The organism is Acidimicrobiia bacterium (assembly GCA_040289475.1).
In the GTDB taxonomy this organism is placed as follows: Bacteria; Actinomycetota; Acidimicrobiia; order ATN3; family PSLF01; genus PSLF01.
Genome location: PSLF01000016.1, coordinates 15,394 through 34,406 on the forward strand (window position 1 = coordinate 15,394; position 19,013 = coordinate 34,406).

The 19,013-nt window shown below is 52.5% G+C and carries 20 protein-coding genes and 1 tRNA gene; 18 read left to right on the forward strand and 3 right to left on the reverse strand.

All coding sequences use genetic code 11. The annotated features are described in order from the left end of the window. Nucleotides 1-32 precede the first annotated feature (32 nt). Nucleotides 33-866, forward strand: coding sequence for a hypothetical protein (locus C4318_08155; protein ID MER3455108.1), 834 nt, complete (start codon nucleotides 33-35; stop codon nucleotides 864-866). Between the two features lie 96 nt (nucleotides 867-962). On the opposite strand, the gene C4318_08160 is transcribed toward C4318_08155, so the two are convergent. Further along, complete coding sequence (locus tag C4318_08160) at nucleotides 963-1,697, reverse strand: hypothetical protein (protein ID MER3455109.1); 735 nt, start codon at nucleotides 1,695-1,697, stop codon at nucleotides 963-965. Between the two features lie 7 nt (nucleotides 1,698-1,704). Further along, a complete protein-coding gene (locus C4318_08165; protein ID MER3455110.1) occupies nucleotides 1,705-2,520 on the reverse strand; it encodes a patatin in 816 nt (271 codons plus the stop codon). 347 nt (nucleotides 2,521-2,867) lie between these two features. Here C4318_08165 and C4318_08170 point away from each other — a divergent pair, with 347 nt between their 5' ends. The 14 genes from C4318_08170 to C4318_08235 all read left to right on the forward strand — a co-directional run bounded on the left by C4318_08170 (nucleotide 2,868) and on the right by C4318_08235 (nucleotide 16,835). Then, nucleotides 2,868-3,233: an NADH-quinone oxidoreductase subunit A gene (locus tag C4318_08170; protein ID MER3455111.1), complete on the forward strand. Its 366-nt coding sequence runs from the start codon at nucleotides 2,868-2,870 to the stop codon at nucleotides 3,231-3,233. Next, on the forward strand, nucleotides 3,224-3,739 hold the full coding sequence (locus C4318_08175; protein ID MER3455112.1) for a hydroxyacid dehydrogenase: 516 nt from the start codon (nucleotides 3,224-3,226) through the stop codon (nucleotides 3,737-3,739). Before C4318_08170 ends, C4318_08175 begins: the two co-directional genes overlap by 10 nt. A 271-nt stretch (nucleotides 3,740-4,010) precedes the next feature. Then, nucleotides 4,011-4,571, forward strand: coding sequence for a hypothetical protein (locus C4318_08180; protein ID MER3455113.1), 561 nt, complete (start codon nucleotides 4,011-4,013; stop codon nucleotides 4,569-4,571). A gap of 95 nt (nucleotides 4,572-4,666) precedes the next feature. After that, nucleotides 4,667-5,746, forward strand: a complete 1,080-nt coding sequence (locus tag C4318_08185; protein MER3455114.1) for an NADH-quinone oxidoreductase subunit NuoD — start codon at nucleotides 4,667-4,669, stop codon at nucleotides 5,744-5,746. Nucleotides 5,747-5,762: 16 nt separating this feature from the next. Then, a complete protein-coding gene (locus C4318_08190; GenBank protein MER3455115.1) occupies nucleotides 5,763-6,773 on the forward strand; it encodes an NADH-quinone oxidoreductase subunit NuoH in 1,011 nt (336 codons plus the stop codon). 31 nt (nucleotides 6,774-6,804) lie between these two features. Continuing rightward, nucleotides 6,805-7,278, forward strand: coding sequence for an NADH-quinone oxidoreductase subunit I (locus tag C4318_08195; GenBank protein ID MER3455116.1), 474 nt, complete (start codon nucleotides 6,805-6,807; stop codon nucleotides 7,276-7,278). After that, a complete protein-coding gene (locus C4318_08200) occupies nucleotides 7,275-7,787 on the forward strand; it encodes a proton-conducting membrane transporter (GenBank protein MER3455117.1) in 513 nt (170 codons plus the stop codon). Before C4318_08195 ends, C4318_08200 begins: the two co-directional genes overlap by 4 nt. 6 nt (nucleotides 7,788-7,793) lie before the next feature. Further along, a complete protein-coding gene (locus C4318_08205; protein MER3455118.1) occupies nucleotides 7,794-8,102 on the forward strand; it encodes an NADH-quinone oxidoreductase subunit NuoK in 309 nt (102 codons plus the stop codon). A 31-nt stretch (nucleotides 8,103-8,133) separates the two neighbouring features. Beyond that, nucleotides 8,134-10,131, forward strand: coding sequence for an NADH-quinone oxidoreductase subunit L (locus C4318_08210; GenBank protein MER3455119.1), 1,998 nt, complete (start codon nucleotides 8,134-8,136; stop codon nucleotides 10,129-10,131). A gap of 7 nt (nucleotides 10,132-10,138) precedes the next feature. Further along, a complete protein-coding gene (locus tag C4318_08215) occupies nucleotides 10,139-11,665 on the forward strand; it encodes an NADH-quinone oxidoreductase chain 13 (protein ID MER3455120.1) in 1,527 nt (508 codons plus the stop codon). A gap of 28 nt (nucleotides 11,666-11,693) precedes the next feature. Then, nucleotides 11,694-13,175, forward strand: coding sequence for an NADH-quinone oxidoreductase subunit N (locus C4318_08220; GenBank protein ID MER3455121.1), 1,482 nt, complete (start codon nucleotides 11,694-11,696; stop codon nucleotides 13,173-13,175). Continuing rightward, nucleotides 13,118-14,518 (forward strand): hypothetical protein, encoded by a 1,401-nt coding sequence (locus tag C4318_08225; GenBank protein ID MER3455122.1) that lies wholly within the window; start codon nucleotides 13,118-13,120, stop codon nucleotides 14,516-14,518. Before C4318_08220 ends, C4318_08225 begins: the two co-directional genes overlap by 58 nt. A gap of 167 nt (nucleotides 14,519-14,685) precedes the next feature. Next, a complete protein-coding gene (locus C4318_08230) occupies nucleotides 14,686-15,897 on the forward strand; it encodes a hypothetical protein (protein MER3455123.1) in 1,212 nt (403 codons plus the stop codon). Between the two features lie 158 nt (nucleotides 15,898-16,055). Continuing rightward, nucleotides 16,056-16,835 carry a 3-hydroxyacyl-CoA dehydrogenase gene (locus C4318_08235; GenBank protein MER3455124.1) on the forward strand — a complete coding sequence of 260 codons (780 nt, stop codon included), beginning with the start codon at nucleotides 16,056-16,058 and terminating at the stop codon, nucleotides 16,833-16,835. A 70-nt stretch (nucleotides 16,836-16,905) separates the two neighbouring features. Here C4318_08235 and C4318_08240 read toward each other — a convergent pair whose 3' ends face one another. Next, nucleotides 16,906-17,610, reverse strand: a complete 705-nt coding sequence (locus C4318_08240) for a chlorite dismutase (protein ID MER3455125.1) — start codon at nucleotides 17,608-17,610, stop codon at nucleotides 16,906-16,908. 161 nt (nucleotides 17,611-17,771) lie between these two features. On the opposite strand from C4318_08240, the gene C4318_08245 reads away from it, so the two are divergent. The 3 genes from C4318_08245 to C4318_08255 form a co-directional block, all read left to right on the forward strand. Next, nucleotides 17,772-18,263 (forward strand): YajQ family cyclic di-GMP-binding protein, encoded by a 492-nt coding sequence (locus tag C4318_08245; protein MER3455126.1) that lies wholly within the window; start codon nucleotides 17,772-17,774, stop codon nucleotides 18,261-18,263. A 290-nt stretch (nucleotides 18,264-18,553) separates the two neighbouring features. Then, nucleotides 18,554-18,636 (forward strand) — tRNA-Tyr (locus C4318_08250). Nucleotides 18,637-18,796: 160 nt separating this feature from the next. After that, nucleotides 18,797-19,013 (forward strand): hypothetical protein (locus C4318_08255; protein MER3455127.1); only part of this gene is annotated, 217 nt, incomplete at its 3' end.

A 19,013-nucleotide genomic window follows, 5' to 3' on the forward strand; every position in this document is an offset into this window, starting at 1 on the left:
TCCAGACGAGTCCCGGCTGAGGAAATGAAACGATCGGGCAAAGCATTGTGACGCGAGGAGACATCCTCGCTGTGTATGCACATCCAGACGACGAGTCGTGGTCGTGCGCGGGCCTCTTTTCTTACTATGGCCTACGAGGCCTAGAGTCCCGCCTGCTCACGGCAACATACGGCGAAGCTGGATTCCAGCCTGAAATCGTCGAACGCACTCCAGAACATCAACGGAAAGCGACAAGGGAAGCCGAGCTTGGAGAGGCCGCCCGGATTGTGGGATTGGCAGGATTCGAGATTATAGGCTTTCCCGACGGAGTCCTCGAGAGTTGCCTCGCTGCTTTAGAGCAAGCGGTAGCAGAGAGAATGCTGCGTTACCGTCCTCGGATAGTAATCACCTTTGACGAAACAGGGGTTACCGGTCATCGGGACCACATTGCGGTACACGCTGCTACCACTGCTGCCTTTGCCAAGGTAGCTCCGCCAGGATCCCGCCTCCTCTACAACATTCTTCCCGAGCGAGTCAATGCTGTGGTCACAGCGGCCGTTGGTTCAGAGAGCCCGGGGAATCCGGTAGAAAGGTTTGTTATCAAAAAGTGGAACGGGCCTCCTCCCCAAAAAGATGGCTCGGCAGGAGCATTTTGCGTACCAGACGACCGCATTGCCGTCGTCCTTGATGTCAGGGCTTTTGTAGATGCAAAGCGAGATGCGATTCTCGCTCACCGATCGCAGGTCGCAGGATCGTCATTCTTATCGCAACTCCCCAAAGGTGTACTAGAGGCCTTCCTGGGATGGGAGTACTTTCAACTAGGCGCTGGTCCTGCCTACCCCAAGCTGCCGGCTCGAGATGTCTTTGAAGGAATGGATCTAGACTGAGCCTCGGCAACAGGGCGGTCACTTCGCAGACGGCAAAAGAGCGCATCCACGCTTAAACCTTTTGTGCCGGGGAGTCAGCCGCACCCCGGGGCAGCCTCAACCCATCCTGACTTTCTCGGGTCCCTTGTTCTTGAAAGCGTCCTGGAACTGACGGAGCGCTTGCAGGTCGAAGTTTCGGCAAGTCTGGCTCCGACCCCAAGCGGTGATCACCATGCGGGCACCACCCGGCAGGGGCTCCGAACGAGGAACAGCCACCATGAATGACTTCTTCTCGGAAATCGCATCCTTGAGCCGCTCGGCAACCTCTTGGTCTCCCTCGTTGTACCAAATCACGATCTGTCCATGCTCCAAACTGTGAGTCGTGAGCTCTTTTGGAATCTCCGTGGTATAGAAGCCATCGTCTGGCGGAGGCGGAGTTCCCCAGTGCTTGCCACCCGCGGGAGGATCTTGAGGATACGAGATGGGTTGGCCTTCGGGTACGTGCTCCCGGTCGTCTACCTGAAAAGTCTTGATAGGATCGCAATTCTCGGTAGCCCCGTCGTTAGGAAGCGTAATCTCGCCTCGAGGCTTGTTTATGGCAACTATAACGATGACTCCTAAGATCACCAGAGCAACGACCACTGCGCCAGTAATGGCATTTTTCCGAACCTTCTGACGCCTCTCTAGCTCCTGTTGCAGCCGCTTTTGAGCCTTGCGCTCGGCCTTGGAAAGCTGTCTCGACCGAGGGTTTGAATTTGCCTTCGTGGCTTGCCCCGAGTTTTTAGCTTCTTTAGTTACCTTTGCCAATTTCTTTCCTCCGAGAGTCCTAAGGGCAAATCCTAAGGAAAGAATCCGTTTCTCACGCCGCGGCCCGCTCCAGGTACTCTTTGGACATTCTGTACGCTTCCTCTATTAGCTCATCACTCTTGGTGAACTCGTCGAACGCCAAGCCTGGGTAATCGGGTTTCGGTAAAACAACCACTCGAGGATCTTCAGAGTACTTCTTGACCTCGCTGAGCCAGCGCTGGCTCTTAGCTATAGAGAAAGCTTGATACATTACGTCCCACGCCGATCTGATGCGACCAGCTTCGACCTCCGAAGAGACATTCAATACGAAAATGCGCCTCACCCCTTTCTCGTCAGCCACTGAGATTGGGACGTTGTCGACGACCCCGCCATCTATAAGCCTCCTGCCCTCGTAATAGACAGGAGGAAATGCTCCGGGCAGTGCGGTGCTGGCCAGTAGTGCTGGTCTTAGTGGGCCTCTGGAAAAGACCACCTCTTCTCCGGTGTCTAGGTCACAGGCGACTACCTTTAGGCGAACTGGCAAGTCCTCAATACGCTCGAACACGAGGTTAGAGTCGATTAGCTTCTCTAGGCCATCCCGCGCATAGAGATGGTCCTGGCGCAACCCTAGGAGTAGACGGACAAGTCGGTTGCCAGAAAAAATGTGGGCATCAGTACTTCCGCCCCACGTTCTAATCAACCTACCGAGGCCCTGCGGTCCCGGCCATTGGCAAAGAACTGCGCCATTGAGGGCGCCAACGGAACATCCCACGACAAGATCGGGGTAGATCTCTCTCTCATACAGTGCCCGTATCATGCCCACCTGCAAGGCGCCGAAGACGCCACCTCCTGAGAGAACAAATGCAGTCAAGCCGCGCTTTTTTCCCAAAAGAACCCCACCAATGAGTCGCTCTTTCCGATGCTAGAAGACATCTTGTGTTTGAGATATGGCGTGAGCGCTTTGGGCGATATAAATAGACGGCCAAGCAGCACTCACCCCCAACTAGGATAGCGACAAAATCGAGCACTCTCGTACGACCTACCCGCCAAGTTGGAGCAGGCATCGGTTCTCGAGAAATCGCACAAGTCCCTCTCGAGAGTTGGTTTTCACGTCGCCTATCGCACATATGGCTTTGAAACGTTACGAGTAGCTATACTCCGCCTTTGGCACTGGCTTTTTGCCGGCTCTTGCTACATAGTTCACCAAAGCGCCTCGAGTATCGGACGTATAGAGCTATGGAAGACTTTTACCAGCAGTACATCACAGTAGCCGCCGTCGCGGCAGCCGCCGTCGGTATGTTCGGCCTCATGCTGGGCCTGGCTTGGCTTCTACGGCCTTCCAATCCCACAAGGGAGAAACTTCTCACCTATGAATGTGGAGTAGATCCGGTAGGTGAAGACTGGAACCAAGCGCACGTGCGGTACTACTTGTACGCGTTATTGTTCGTTGTCTTCGATGTAGAGGCTGTATTTATTTTCCCCTGGGCCATTGTGCTGAGACAGCTAGGCGTATTTGCACTAGTAGAGATGGTAATTTTCGTGGGAATTCTCGCAGCTGCTCTTCTTTACGCGTATCGCAAGGGGGTCCTGTCGTGGGGTTAATCGACAGGTTTGGAGCGCCTAAGCCGCTCTCCTGGCTGCTCAACTGGTCGCGCAGCTACTCCTTGTGGCTTTTTCAGTTTGGTCTAGCATGCTGCGCAATAGAGATGATCGCGGCGGCCTCACCCAGGTACGACTTGATGCGTTTCGGAGTGATTCCGTTCCCGGCATCTCCCCGTCAAAGCGACCTGATGGTAGTAGCTGGCACTGTAACCGACAAGATGGCACCCGCTATCCGTCGTGTATACGAGCAAATGCCCGATCCCAAGTACGTCATCTCAATGGGATCGTGTTCCAACTGTGGAGGACCTTACTGGGATTCGTACTCCGTCACCAAAGGCGTCGACCAGATCATTCCAGTAGACGTCTATGTTCCTGGCTGTCCACCAAGACCGGAGGCGCTGCTCCAAGGCATCGTAGAGCTTCAGAAAAAAATTCGCTCGGAAGATCCAAAGGTCCGTTGGACGGAGGGTCCACGTGGTCGCCGGCCAGCCGGTTCACGCACCTAAGCCCTCACCAGAGGAGATAGTGGCCCACTTACGCCGTGGGCTGGGGGACGCGTTGGAGTACGCGTTCATTGATAACGATAGGGTAGTTTGCCGGGTGCACAAAGATGCTTGGTTGGATGCAGTTCGCTTCGTTCGAGAAGACCCTGCGTTGGGATGCACTTTCTTTTCATGGCTGTCAGCGATCGACTGGACTCAAGTAGAACTTGCTGACGCGGAGGCCGAGCCGGCAACAGAAAGTAGTGTCGAAGATGATAGCTCCGATTCTTCCGGAATGAGTAATCCTCAAGGAGTAGACAACAGCGCATCCGAAGGCGCGGTTGGGTCCGAGAATTCGACGTCTCCCTCTACAGTGGCCCCCTCACGAGAAGACACGTCAGATTCGGCAACCAAGTCAGGCGGCGAGTCAAGCCACGAGAAAGGGCTAGTCGCTCCGCAACCCGACAGTCGAGGAATTGTTTCGTACTACCAACCTGCAGGCGAGTTGTTCGAGGTGTGTTGCCACTTATCTGCTCCCCAACGCGGATTCGGCATAACTCTCAAAACTGCCGTAGACAAAGAAAACCCTACGATTCCCTCTCTCGTGCCAGCGATAAAGGGTGCTGACTGGCATGAGCGAGAGTGTCACGAGATGTTCGGGATTGTCTTCGAGGGACATCCGAACCTAGCAAAGCTGTATTTGCCCGAGGAGTTCGAAGGCCATCCTCTTCGCAAGTCATATTTGTTGGGTGCACGGGTTGTAAAACCGTGGCCTGGTCTCGTCGATGTCGAAGAAATTCCACCCGAATTGGAACCCCAGCTTGATGCTGTCGCCAGAGGGAAAAACGAAGAGTGAGTACCGAGAGCCTCACTGGAGACTTGGCGCAACAAGCTCGGGTCGCGGCCCACGTAGCCGACACCAAGGTGAGCATCGACATCCGAGCAGGCGAAATGACTTTGAACATCGGTCCGCAGCATCCCGCTACGCATGGTGTTCTGCGCCTCGTCGTCACCTTGGATGGCGAGAAAGTTGAGTCATGCGAGCCTGTCTTGGGCTACATGCATCGCGGATACGAAAAACTTGCAGAAGTACGTACGTATCCACAGATCACAACGCTGGTAAACCGCATCGACTGGGTCTCTGGCTTCGCCAACGAAATCCCGTTGGTACTCGCCGCCGAGACGCTTCTCGGAATCGATGCTCCTCCTAGGGCCCAGTACATCCGAACGCTGCTAGCGGAAATGCAACGTATCGCAAGCCACCTTGTATTCTTCGGGGCCTATCCGCTGGAGGTCGGGGCCATCACTCCGATGTTTCACAGCTTCAGAGAGCGAGAGCGGGTCTTGGACCTGATCGAGTCCGTTACCGGTGGGAGATTTCACCCCAACTACAACCGAGTCGGTGGACTGAAAGAAGACCTACCTGCCGGCTTCAAGAAGGCAACCGCCGAAGCTATGGAGTCAGTTCGAAAAGTGGCATCGGATCTGGAAGACCTTCTACTGGGCAACGATATTTTTGCTGAGCGGACCAAAGGGGTTGGGGTCCTACCCGCCACTCTTGCCTGCGAACTCGGTGTATCGGGGCCCAACCTTCGAGCATCTGGGATAGCCGAGGATATTCGGCGCAGCGAGCCTTACTTGGTCTATGACGAGCTTGAATTCAATGTCATTACTCAAAACGAGGGGGACGCCTACGCTCGCACGGTCGTAAGGCTGAAAGAGCTCGTTGAAAGTACCTACATCGTGGACCAGTGCCTCGACTCGATGCCATCTGGCCCGATCATGGCGAAAGTGCCTAGGGTCATAAAAATTCCGGAGGGCGAAGTCTACGTTCGAGCAGAGAACCCTCGCGGCGAGATGGGGTACTACTTAGTATCCAGAGGCGGAACCCGGCCCTATCGACTAAAAATCAGATCGGCTTCTTTTTCCAATATTTCGTGTCTTCCGTACTTGCTCAAAGGCGTCTACGTAGCCGACATAATTGCCATCCTCGGAAGCTTGGACTTTGTACTAGGCGATGTAGATCGCTAGGGGATACTTGATGAGCTTGCAGTTTCTCATAGAGATTGTCGTAAAACTGCTGGCCATTATGGTCATAGTGCCAGGAGCTGGGCTCGTGCTGGGCTACACCGAGCTTAAAGTAATGGCTCACATGCAGTCTCGCTTGGGTCCCATGGAAGCCGGGCGGTTTCACGGGTGGGCACAGCTAATCGCTGACGGGCTCAAGTTTTTACAGAAAGAGGATGTCGTACCTGAAGCAGCAGATAAGCGTGTCTTCAAAATTGCACCAGCCGTGGTCTTGGTGAGTACCTTTCTTCTTTTGGTAGTCATCCCGTTCGGCCCAGATCGACGACTCTGGATAGAAAACTTGAGTATCGGCTTGTTTTATGCGCTGGCAGTTGGTGCGCTGGGCGTGCTTGGCGTGTTGATGGCAGGGTGGGCATCTAACAACAAGTACTCACTAATTGGAGCGCTAAGAGCGGCGGCCCAGCTTATCGCCTATGAACTTCCCCTCGTCCTTTCGGCCGTCGCCGTTGCAATTCAGGCCCAAAGCTTGTCTTTGGTGGACATCGTCAATGCGCAAGCTGCGTTCAAAATTGCTGGCCTTCCGGTACCCTACGTAGTCCCCCAGTTCTTGGGGTTCGTCATTTTCGTGACGGCATCGGTGGCCGAGCTCAGCCGCACCCCCTTTGACATGCCTATAGCCGAGAGCGAGTTGGTCACGGGGCCCTATACCGAGTACACAGGGTTTCGGTTTCTCTTCTTCTTTCTAGCCGAGTACGCAGGAATGTTCGCGCTCTCCGCAATTGCAGCCACAATCTACCTCGGTGGATACTGGGTTCCCGGCGTCCCCCCGCAAATGGCGACTTTTATAGGTCCCATTGCACTGTTCGTCAAGACGGGAATCGTTGCATTCATCATGATGTGGATTAGATCGACCTTTCCGCGCCTGAGAGAGGATCAGCTCCAGCAGCTAGCCTGGAAATACTTAATCCCGCTCTCTCTTTTGAACATTTTTTTGGTCGGTACCGGCGTTGCTTTAGTAGCGGCACGCTGAGCCAGCCTGAGAAGTCTGGAGAGACACCAACATGTCTGCACCAATCGTAGGACTTGCTAAAGGAATGGCCGTGACGCTGAGAACCATGTTGTCGCGCTCCGTCACGGTTCAGTATCCGCACGAAAAAGAGGCGCCCCACCCCCGGGCTCGGGGCGTTATAGCTCTCAAGGAAGAAAACTGCACTGTATGCATGCTATGTGCAAGATCATGTCCTGACTGGTGCATATACATAGAAGGACACAAAGTAAAAGCTCCCCCGAGGAGGCCAGGGGGTCGACCTCGTACCATCAACTTACTCGATCGTTTCGATATCGATTATGCCCTCTGCATGTACTGTGGAATATGCGTGGAGGTGTGTCCCTTCGATGCCCTGTTTTGGAGCCCGGAGTATGAGTACGCGGAAACTTCGATAGCTAACCTGCTGCATGACAAAGAGAAGCTTGGACAGTGGATGGAGACTGTCCCTGAGCCACCGGCGTTGGAGGAAGGGGCGTCCCAACGATGAATGGTACCAACCCCTTCCTCGTTACTACTTTTATCGCCGTCGCTGCGGTGATGTTGTGGAGCGCTATTGGCGTAGTAACTGTACGAAACGTAGTACACGCCGCCTTGTACCTTGTACTGACCCTTGGATCTACTGCTGTCTTATACGTCATTCTCGCGGCCGAATTTATTGCATGGGTCCAAGTCCTCGTATACGTGGGTGCCATAGTAGTCTTGTTCTTGTTTGGAATTATGTTGACCCATGCGCCCATCGGAAAATCTCAGTTCCTTACAAATAACAAGATGGTCCTATATGGCATACTCGCAGCTGCCATATTTGGAGGCGTGATGTTATATACCATCGGAGCAGCCTTTGGAAGGTCCCAGTTGTTTACTCCGGTGCAGCAGGGAGCCGGAATCGCACAAGTCGGATCTGACCTTATGACGACCTGGGTCGTTCCTTTCGAAGCTGTTTCGATGGTTTTGCTTGCCGCTTTAATTGGTGCCCTCGCAGTAGCCAGAAAGGACTGAGAAGCCGTGAAGGTTTTTGCGCTTCTCGCTGTTTCCACAGCTCTATTTTCGATAGGAATCTATGGTGTATTGGTTCGCAGGAACGCTGTTTTGGTATTAATGAGTATTGAGCTCATGCTCAACGCAGTAGCCATCAATTTCATTACTTTTGGATCACAACTCACTGGCTCGGGCGCTGTCACTGCCCAAACCTTTGTGCTTTTCATAATAGCCATCGCAGCAGCTGAGGTTGGTATTGGAATTGCACTGGTCATAGCTTTGTACAGAGCCAAGGCAAACATAAACATTGATGAAGCGGATGCTCTCAAGTGGTAGGAAAAGTAATGCCTGAAGGGATGTCATATAGATGATTATCGCCGCTGAGGCAGCGACACAACTTGCAGATGTCGGGCTCTTCAAGCTCGCCTGGATCATAGTTGTTGTCCCATTTATTTCTTGGCTTCTCACCCTTTTTTTTGGGAAGCGATCGCCCATGGACGGTGCAATTTACGGGATCATAGCGGTAGGGTTTGATCTTCTACTGTCAGTAGTCATCTTCGTGCAAAATGCTTTGGGTACGCCTCCTTACAATCAACGAATCAATGCAATGCAGCTAGGACGGTTTGAAATAGAGTTTGGCCTTCACATAGATGGACTCGCGTCGATGATGCTCTTGGTGGTGACTCTTATTTCATTCCTTGTACATGTTTACTCCCTCGGATACATGAAAGGAGAGCCCCGGTACACCTTCTACTTTGCAACACTCTCCTTATTCACAGGCTCAATGCTCATTCTTGTGACCGCAGACAATCTTTTGCAGCTACTAGTTGGCTGGGAGCTTGTGGGTCTGTGCTCTTACCTTTTGATCGGCCATTATTGGGAGAAAAAGGAGAACTCAAACGCTGCTATCAAGGCATTTATAACGACCCGCGTGGGCGACGTGGGGATGATCTTCGGAATTGTGGTGCTCTTTTCGGCCTTGGGATCCTTCGACATCGCGAAGCTAAACGAGGCTGCATCATCCGGTGCCATTGCAAGAGGCGCTTTGACTGTTGGAGCTGCGCTTCTGTTCTGTGGAGCGGTCGGTAAATCTGCCCAGTTCCCTCTCCATGTGTGGTTGCCGGACGCAATGGCAGGCCCGACTCCAGTCTCAGCGCTTATTCACGCAGCCACTATGGTCGTAGCGGGAGTGTATTTAGTAGCTCGAACCTTTGGTGTCTTTGAGCGCGCCTTCCACATAGGAGAGGCAGGCCCTCTGAACATCGTCGCCATCATTGGGACAATCACCATGCTCATGGCAGCTTTGTTGGCCCTCGTTCAAGATGACATAAAGCGAGTCCTCGCCTACTCCACAGTGAGCCAGCTCGGCTACATGATCGCGGCGCTAGGGGTAGGAGCCTGGACTGGCGCGGTGTTTCACCTTTTCACTCATGCAATGTTCAAGGCGCTTCTTTTCCTCGGAGCTGGATCGGTAATACACGCTGTGCACTCGAACAATATGTCTGATATGGGTGGATTGCGAAAGTATATGCCTCAGACGTTCTACACGTTTCTCATCGGGTCTGCTGCCCTAGCCGGTGTGCCTGGTCTGGCCGGATTTTTCTCAAAGGACGAAATTCTACATGGCGCCTTGAAAAACCAGTATTACCTGGTTTTTGGAGTCGGACTGCTAACAGCAGGCTTGACTGCCCTTTATATGACTCGCTGCGTCTACCTTACGTTTTTTAGCGAGTACAGAGGACACGGACACCCCCACGAGTCTCCCCGTGTAATGACACTCCCCCTTATCACCCTAGCGGTCCTATCCATCTCAGTAGGTTATCTCAACTTCTGGGGTGTAAAAGGGTTCGGGACCTGGATTACCTTTGAAGGACATGGAGAAGTAGCAGCATTCGACCCGGTTGCTCTCTCGATGTCTGTGGCCGCCGCAGCAGGAGGTATTCTAATTGGCTTACTTATTTATCACTGGAAACTTGGCCCACGCGGAGCCGTAGAACGAAGCACCATTTTAAGAGGACTACACAGATTTTTACTGAATCGCTACTACATTGACGAGTTGTACATAAAAGTTATTGTTCGACCTATACAGTACTCGCTCTCCAGAGCGGCTTACTGGATTAACCAAAACGTTATAGATGCCGTCGTCAATTCAGCGGGCATTCTCACTGCTAGAGGGTTAGCGCGCCTGGCTTACTGGTTCGACCAGAACGTCGTGGACTCTGTGGTGAATGCAGCAGCTGAGGAAACGGCAGAGACAGGTGGGGTTCTGCGGCACATTCAGACAGGAAAAGTACAGCAGTACGCAGCCGTAGTGATCGTTGCTTCTGCACTCTTGGGAATCATGCTCGTTGTGTTCTTGCGATAGGAGGTAGGTGAGCGTGGAAGCTCTCGATAGATGGCTAGTTACCTTAGCAGTATTTCTTCCAGCCGCAGGCGTTGTATTTTTACTTTTTATCCCCAAACAATATGATCTCCCGGCAAAAGTGACTGCTTTGATAGCCTCTGGATTAGCTCTGCTTGCAGGCATAGGAATCCTTTGGCGATTCGATTTCTCCCGATCGCACGAGGTACAGCTGGCGGTAAAAGCATCCTGGATTCCTCAGATAGATGTCAATTATCACGTTGGCGTTGACGGAATCAGTCTTCCATTACTTCTGCTCTCAGTATTCATCACATTCCTATGCGTTATATACACGTTTGACCACCTTCCCGAACCTGCCAATGCGAAAGCGTTTCTTTCGCTAGTACTGTTGTTAGAAACCGGGATGTCTGGAACATTTGTAGCGTTCGATCTTATTTTGTTTTTTATTTTTTGGGAGCTAGTACTTCTACCCATGTATTTCATAATCGGACTTTGGGGAGGCCCAAGGAAAGAGTATGCGGCGATCAAGTTCTTTCTTTACACGCTGTTTGGATCAGCTTTTATGCTTCTCGCGTTTCTGGCACTTTATTTCAAGGCCGGTACATTTGACATTTTGGAGCTTTCGACCGGTCTGGCCCAATTCTCAAAAGGGGCAGCACTTACTGTGTTCGCTGGCCTCTTCTTAGGCTTTGCAATAAAAGTGCCAATGTTTCCCTTTCATACATGGCTACCCGACGCTCACACCGAAGCTCCAACGGTTGGATCTGTACTGCTAGCAGCTGTATTGCTGAAGATGGGAACCTATGGCTTCGTAAGAATCGCACTTCCTGTCCTTCCCGATGCAGCTCGATCCTGGGCACCCGTTATTGGAATTCTTGGAGCGATCGGGATCGTTTACGCGGCGTTGTGTTGCATGGCTCAGTCAGACCTCAAGCGATTGGTAGCGTTTAGCTCAGTGGGACACATGGGATTCGTCATGCTTGGGATAGCCACCCTCACCCCGATCGGAATCAACGCCGCAATTTTCGGCATGCTGGCTCACGGAGTCATCACCGGGATGCTATTTTTTCTCGCTGGGTCGATACATGAGCGATACCACACGCGCGAGATCCCCGAACTGGGCGGTGGAATGTTAAAGAAAATACCGATCATCGCTTCACTGCTAGCGTTTACCTCTTTTGCCAGCTTGGGACTGCCAGGACTTGCTGGATTCTGGGGAGAGTTTCCGGCCTTATTAGCGAGCTACCAACCCGCACCTGGCCTTCCCGAGGCAACTTTTAGAGCTCTGATGGTCGCTGGAGGAGTTGGAACTGTTTTGGTAGCAGGGTATTTTTTGTGGATGCTTCAGCGGGTGAACTTGGGAGAGGTGCCGGCGCGCTGGGCTAGCCTACAAGCCCATGACATAAATCCCTACGAACTGCTCTCCTGGGTACCTCTTGTTGTACTCACCGTCGTTATGGGCATATACCCCAAGTTGGTATTTGGAATTACCAACGGAGCAGTGGAGTCCCTGGCCCGGCTATTCGCATCAGGATAGGGTTGGCGTACACCCAGAAAGGTTGGAGATGCCAAACTTTGATTATCACGCACTTGCTCCCGAATCGATCCTAACAGGAATAGCACTTATCGTTCTTCTCGTAGATCTTTTTCTACCGAGGCAATGGAAGTGGCTAACCGCTACGCTTGCCGGTGCTGGGGTTCTAGCTGCGCTAGTCCCTGTTCTAACTCTGTGGGTGACACCAGGCCCGAGGGAACTCTTTGGGGGCAGCTTTGTTGTCGATCGCTTTTCCCTTGTTTTGAAAGCACTGTTTTTGGGTTCTTCTTTTATTACATTGCTTCTTGCCTTCCGTTACATAGAAGATGGATCTTACAAAGAAGGCGAGTTTTATTTTCTGCTCCTCTCCTCGGTCCTAGGAATGCTCGTCATTTCTTCGGCACGGGATCTTATTACTTTGTTTATCGCTATTGAGCTAGTTTCTTCTCCTACTTACTTGCTAGCTGGATGGAGAAAAACGGACCCTAATTCCATTGAGGGCGCGCTTAAATACTTCTTGATCGGTGTTCTGTCGATAGCGGTTTCACTGTATGGGATGTCTTTGATTTTCGGCATTACCGGCGGTAGTCTTCGGTTTCAGACGATTTCTTCGTTCTTTGCTTCCGGGCCCCCCCACGACGTCGCAGTACTCGGCGCAGTCGCCGTAGTATTGGTACTGGTAGGGTTCGCATTCAAAATCTCCGCCGTGCCATTTCACTTCTGGGCTCCAGATGCTTATCAGGGGGCCCCAACCCCGGTGACGGCCTTTTTGTCCGTCGCATCAAAAGCCGCGGGATTTGTCGGAATCTACTCGCTGATCCTGGTGGCGTTCCCGGCTCAAGTCAATGTGTGGCGGCCTGTAATATATGGACTTGCAGTTGCCACGATGACCGTCGGCAATTTGATCGCTCTCCGACAAACCAATGTTGTTAGGCTTTTGGCTTATTCATCTATTGCTCACGCCGGATACATCCTCGCTCCACTTGCAGCTATAGGCTCCGACGGACGTATCTCGGGCTCGTCCCTCTCTGCCTCCATTAGCTATCTCTTCGTGTACGCCGTTATGAACCTCGGTGCCTTCGGAGCCGTCATAGCAATCGCTCAAACAACTAAATCCGCCGAAGTATCGACGTGGACGGGGTTAGTGAAACGAGCACCCTGGCTCACGCTTACCACCGTATTCTTTTTGTTTTCCCTTGCAGGGGTCCCCCCAGCGGCCGGGATCTGGGCCAAGTTCCTTGTATTTAGGGCAATAGTGAAAGCGGGGGGAGGTACAAACCTTGCCCTTGCTGCTATCGTAGCGCTCAATTCAGTGATCGCGGTGTTCTACTACGCCAATGTTGCTAAAAAAATGATTTTCGATTCCGCTTCTAGCGAGCTTGATGCGACCGAAAATGTTCCCGTTCCGTCCACCGTGGCGTCTGCATTGGGGATTCTGGCAGGTATCACTTTGCTATGGTTCATCCTTCCAAATTTCGTGTTTCACCTCGGTGCGACAGGGGTGTTTCAATAGGGCCACTCCTCTCTCGTATACGCACAGAGATAGAGGAGCATGGGCCGATCACTTTCGCTCGTTACATGCAGTTGGCTCTTTATGACTCCACATACGGCTTTTACGCAAAAAGTAATCACCGGGGCTCGAGAGTTGATTTTGTTACATCTCCGGAGATATCTCCACTTTTCGGCTACTTCATAGCAGCACATGCCCTTCAGGCTTGCAATGATGCGCTGAATTTATCTGGATCGAAGCCGTTTCTGCAAATTGTTGAGTTTGGCGGCGCCAGAGGAACTCTTGTCTCCCAAATCGCGTCATTTTTTGGCTTCGCACCACCAAAAACCGAATCGTTTCCAAGAGTCGACGTAGCCGCCAGGCTTGTCCAAGAACTTCGCGTGGCTATGGGCGTAGATGTCACTACAGATTTCGAGGTCTCGGCCGTTTACTACTGTGTAGTCGATCCAGGATTAAAAACGGAGAGCACCGCAGAGGACATGTTTGCATTGGATTGGATCCCAATTCCTGGTATACCTCCGTTGGCTTCTTCTGTACACGTAGAATTTTATAGCACTCCAGATTATGCTTTGAAAAAGACAATGCCACATCGGGAAGTATCTTCGTACAAACTGGTGTTGGCCAACGAAGTATTCGATAATCTTCCCTCGCATCTGTACGTCAAAGATGGTATCGAAGTCCGCGAGCTGTTAGTCAACATCTACCACGATCGCTTAGTTCTTTATGCACCGCGAAATTCGCTTCTGGATATCCCTGAATATCTTATGGATGAGGTCGCGTGGCGCCCATTATCGGATCTTCCAGCAGGGCTAGCACAGGCAATTCATCCAGATACAGCTTGTTCTTTGACCGAAAAAGCTGCTATAGCAGTTGTTTCTCCAAACCAAGAACGGCTAGCAGCCCTGATGTGCGAGATGGCTACATCGGGGAGTGCTGGGGGTGTTCTCATATTCGATCTCTCCAAAAACCCTTACGAATCCCCTGTCATCGCATACTCTCGGCACCAACAGTTGCTAGACCCGTTTACCTCCCCTGGGGAAATCGACATTATGGTCCCAGTTCAGTGGAAGCGTGTTTTAGAGCAGATTGAGCGGCGTGGACTAAAGTCATCTCCCCTGAGAAAACAAGGCGAGTGGTTAGAAAAGCGGGGGTTGGGCAAAGTCTTGAAGATCCTTGCTGCAGCGTGCTCCTTTTGGGATCCGTCTGTTGCGAGCCCCTTGGATGAACTTCAAGCACGCTCGCTTTTGGTGTCGGCTCATGCTTTATCCGATCCCACGGGACTAGGGAGCTTCACCGTCTTAGAAGCGAGTAAAAATGTCGATCCCCTCGCGGCGTCCTCAAGATAGCTTGGCGAGCTCATTCGGACGTCGCTGTTGCGACTACAACGCTGGAAAACTCGGCAGCCTGAAGGACAACTGCTGCTCTGTTACTGCTTGCTTTGCTTTTATTCCAAAAGCTGACCTCTGCTACTATTTATCGGCACTGCCTTTGTAGCAGAGATCTAACTCAGCCAATGAACTCATCAATCCTAACACCGACACGCTCCAACAAGTCCTCGTTGTTGCTGTGTACAGCAGCGTCATTGGCTTCGATCTTGCTTTTCGTTCAATTCGCTTCAGTTTCTTCGCCAGGTTTAGCTCAGACCAATGCCAATCGTATAAAAGACCTCAAAAGACAGATCGATGAGGCATCCCAAAAAGCCCAAGCAGAGCTGGACGCAGTAGCGGCATCCGACCAGCGTCTCAACGAAGTAAACCAGCTAATTGCAGCCCTCGAAGTTCAAGTGCGAGATGCTCGCCTGCGTGTTGCTGAGGCACAAGAGGTGCTGAATGTCGCTGTGCTCAACCTCCATCGAGCCGAAGTCAGGCTTGGTGAAGCACAAGTAAGGTTCGCAGGGGCCAAGGAAGTACTTAGGAGACGTGTCGTCGAGCTTTACAAGTACGGGCGCCTCGACCAAGCCGAGGCAATCCTGGACGCCTCGAGTTTTGAAGACGCCGTCTTGCAAAACAAATACAACGAGTCGGTCAGACAGCGAAACGATGCCGATGCACGAGCTATTGCTTCCGCAGTCCAAGACCTCGAAGAGACTAGAGCCGAACTGGACAAGGCCCGTCAAGAGGCAGAGGCGCGCAGGGATCAGCTCCGAGTCGAGCAATCGAGACTCGAGGATGCACTTCAAGAGCAGCAACAACTTCAGCTCGCTCTACAGCGAGAGATCGAAACCCATCAAAAGATTCTTGCAGGAATAGAAGCCGACAAAGCCAAGCTAGAGCGAGCCCTTGATGAGCTGGAAAATCAAAGTCGACGTGTCGCGGGTCTCGTCCTCTCTAGAGGAAGCGGTAGCGGTAAGCTTATCTGGCCAGCTACCGGACCTGTAGTAAGTGGTTTCGGAATGCGCGTCCATCCGGTTTTGGGGTATGCCCGCATGCACACCGGCGTCGACATCGGAGCCCCGATGGGGGCTCCGGTCTCGTCTGCTGCGTCAGGTATCGTTGCTTATGCGGGCTGGTCTGGCGGGTACGGAAATCTCATCGTTGTGGACCACGGCGACGGATTAGCTACTGCATACGCCCACTTATCCAGCATAGAGGTATCGCAGGGGCAATCGGTCTCGCAAGGACAAGAGATCGGAAAAGTGGGATCTACTGGCTTATCGACGGGCCCTCATCTCCACTTCGAGGTCCGTGTCAACGGGCAACCAGTAGATCCGATGCAGTACTTCTGAAACAAAAATTGCCTCCGCGCCAGCGCTAGCATCGACGCTCGCCGAGCCTTGACGAAAGGCATCGAATGTCTTGGCCGGTTATCGGAACAGTGAGCGAGGCGCGCAATCGATCTCGATAACTCACAACAAGAAAAAAAACAGGATAGAAAGGAAATTGCATGAAGGCGGAGAATCATACAGCGGTTGTGACCGGGGGCGCATCAGGCTTGGGCGAGGCTACTGTCCGAAAGCTCGTAGTGGCAGGGGCCAAGGTCGCAATCCTAGACAGAGATAGGACCAAGGGCGAGACGCTAGCCAATGAGCTTGCGCCTTCGACCGTGTTCTGTGAATGCGACGTCACCGACGAGCAGTCGGTAGTGACGGCGCTGGATCGTGCTGGAATCCTGGGCCCCGTCCGTATTGCAGTCAACTGCGCAGGGGTCGGATGGGCTCAAAGAGTCGTGGACAAGACGGGCAATCCACACTCCTTGGACGCCTTTCGAAAAGTTGTAGAAATCAACCTAGTGGGAACCTTCAACGTCTTGCGTCTAGCGGCATCAGCAATGGCACGGCTAGATCCTGTCGACTCCGAAAACGCGGGTGAGCGGGGAGTGATCGTCAACACGGCCTCCGTTGCGGCATACGAAGGGCAGATTGGCCAGATCGCATATGCGGCGTCGAAAGGTGGGGTTGTGTCTTTGACGCTACCAGCCGCCAGGGACTTGGCGTCGTTGGGAATCAGAGTAGTCACAATAGCTCCGGGCACTTTCGACACTCCTATGCTGGCCCTTCTTCCCCAGCATGCCAGAGACGCTCTAGTAGCTCACATTCCCTTCCCTAAACGCCTCGGGAGTCCGGTAGAGTTCGCCGAGCTGGTAGCGCACATAGTAGAAAATCCCTACCTGAACGGAGAGACCATCCGCCTCGATGGAGCCTTGCGAATGCCTCCGAAGAACTGATTGCTAGGACGCCAAGGGATCTGGCTCTCCAACCAAACGGGGAACACGATTTAGCAAGAGGCAGTCTAACTTATCCGACCTCTTCTAAAATCTGCTCCAGCGGCTTTCTGATCCCAACGACAAACGGTGTGTCAAGCTTGGTAAAGCGCCTTGCTTCTGCGTCACGAAGGCGCCTGATGCAATCGACGATTTTGATAAGGTCGTCCGACTCGAAAGCCAGTATCCACTCCCAGTCACCAAGTCCGAATCCAGAAGTTGTATTGGTCAGTACCTCAGGAAACTCGCGCCCCATCTGCCCGTGCTCCCTCAACAACTCCGCACGCCGTGCCGAGTCCATGAGATACCATTCTGCAGTCCTCACGAACGGGTACACACATATATAACGGCGAGGCGGTTCACCCTTTGCAAAAGCCGGCATGTGATCAGGGTTGAACTCGGGAGGTCTGACCACGCCCAAAAAGATGTGAGATGGCTCTAGGGCTGCTCCAGTAAACGTCTTGCGAAGCGACACGTAGGTGCTTTGAAGAGCCTCGACACTGCGAGATGTCATCCACAATAAAAGGTCTACATCGGGTCTGAAGCCTTCGCAGTTGTACGAGCCCCGGAGCTCTACGCTGCCGTCACTCTTCGCCAACACTTCCGGGAGCACGGTACCTAGATCCCCGCTTGCGACGGGCGGTAGCGAACCTTCGCCAACCCATAAAGCTTCATTTCTTCTCGGGATAGACACCCTGCGGAAGGCTACATAGTGTGCAAAAAGCGCCTCATCACTCATATTTAGATCATATCGGAATCGCCGGTAATCGGACGAAAAATCGGCAAACCGAATTCCTCATCCGGCAGATCTCTGAGATTTTTATTTACGCTAACATCCCAATAGTGGTGTCCGATGAGAACCGATCGGGTTGCATCTAGTGCCGCAAAATGGAGGAGAGTATGCCAGACCCTAGCTTCAATGTCGTGTCGGAAGTCGATCTGCAGGAAGTCAAAAATGCCGTCCACCAAGCGACAAAAGAAATCGCTACTCGATTTGACTTCAAAGGCACAGGAACCGAGATCGTATTAATCGCGCCAGACCTCTTAGAAATCCGTTCGGAAACCGAGCAACGGTTACGTGCAGCAGTCGAAGTCTTAGAAGAGAAACTCGTAAGGAGAAAAGTATCCCTCAAGGCATTGGAGCGAGGGCGCATTGAGGAAGCGGCCCGGTCCACTTACAAACAACAAATTCGCATAGTACACGGGATATCCAAAGAAAAAGCAAAAGAAATAATCAAAGCTGTAAAAGATATGCGTCTAAAAGTACAAGCAAGCGCACACGGGAATGTCGTAAGAGTTACTGGCAAGAAAAAGGACGATCTTCAACGGGTAATACAGCATCTCAAAACAGCCGACTTCGGAGTTCCATTGCAGTTTACAAATTACAGGTGAGTTTCCAGGCTCGCTCCATACGTAAATACAGTCGATGGCTACCTCGCCGCCGCAGTCGACCATAGAAGATAGATTTCAGGCAAAACCAGCTGGTGCTCTCCGGGGGAGGTTTTGGGATCGTAGAAATTCCATAGCAGGAGCGTTTCGAAAACTCCTCGGCCACTGTGAAGTATTGACTCGTATTCTTTCGTCCGTGCCCGTCGAGACGCGACAAGCTCCAGGCTTAGCGTTGCCCGGCGAGCCCCATGGTCTCCAAACAATCAAGGCGAACCATGTAATTTCCCTTTTACGGGGGGATGCCCGAGTGGACAAAGGGAGCAGGCTGTAAACCTGCCGGCGTATGCCTTCGGGGGTTCGAATCCTCCTCCCCCCACGTAGGTAGCTCCAGAGCGAACTAGATGGCTCGGGGGTGGCCGATGACTAGCCCGGCCCCAGAGTAGATTGTACCCGGACAAACACATCCTGGACTCCTGAGGGATGACTTCAGGTAAAAACTAGAGGGGAACCACCCTAGAGAAAGGAGGTTCCCCAAGGTGAAGATTACCACAGTTGGCAAGGTGGTCTTCAGAGCAGCTAAACAGGCCCAGCACCTCCAGGAAGCCGGTAGCAACAACCCAGAGGTGGCTGAACGGCTCAAAAAGATCCGGCTGGTAGAGACCCTTCGGAAGGCAAAAAGGGACTGGAAAGAGATCAAGGAGCTGGTAGGTATCTCCCGCAGCACCTACTACGAATGGAAGAAAAGGCTAGAGA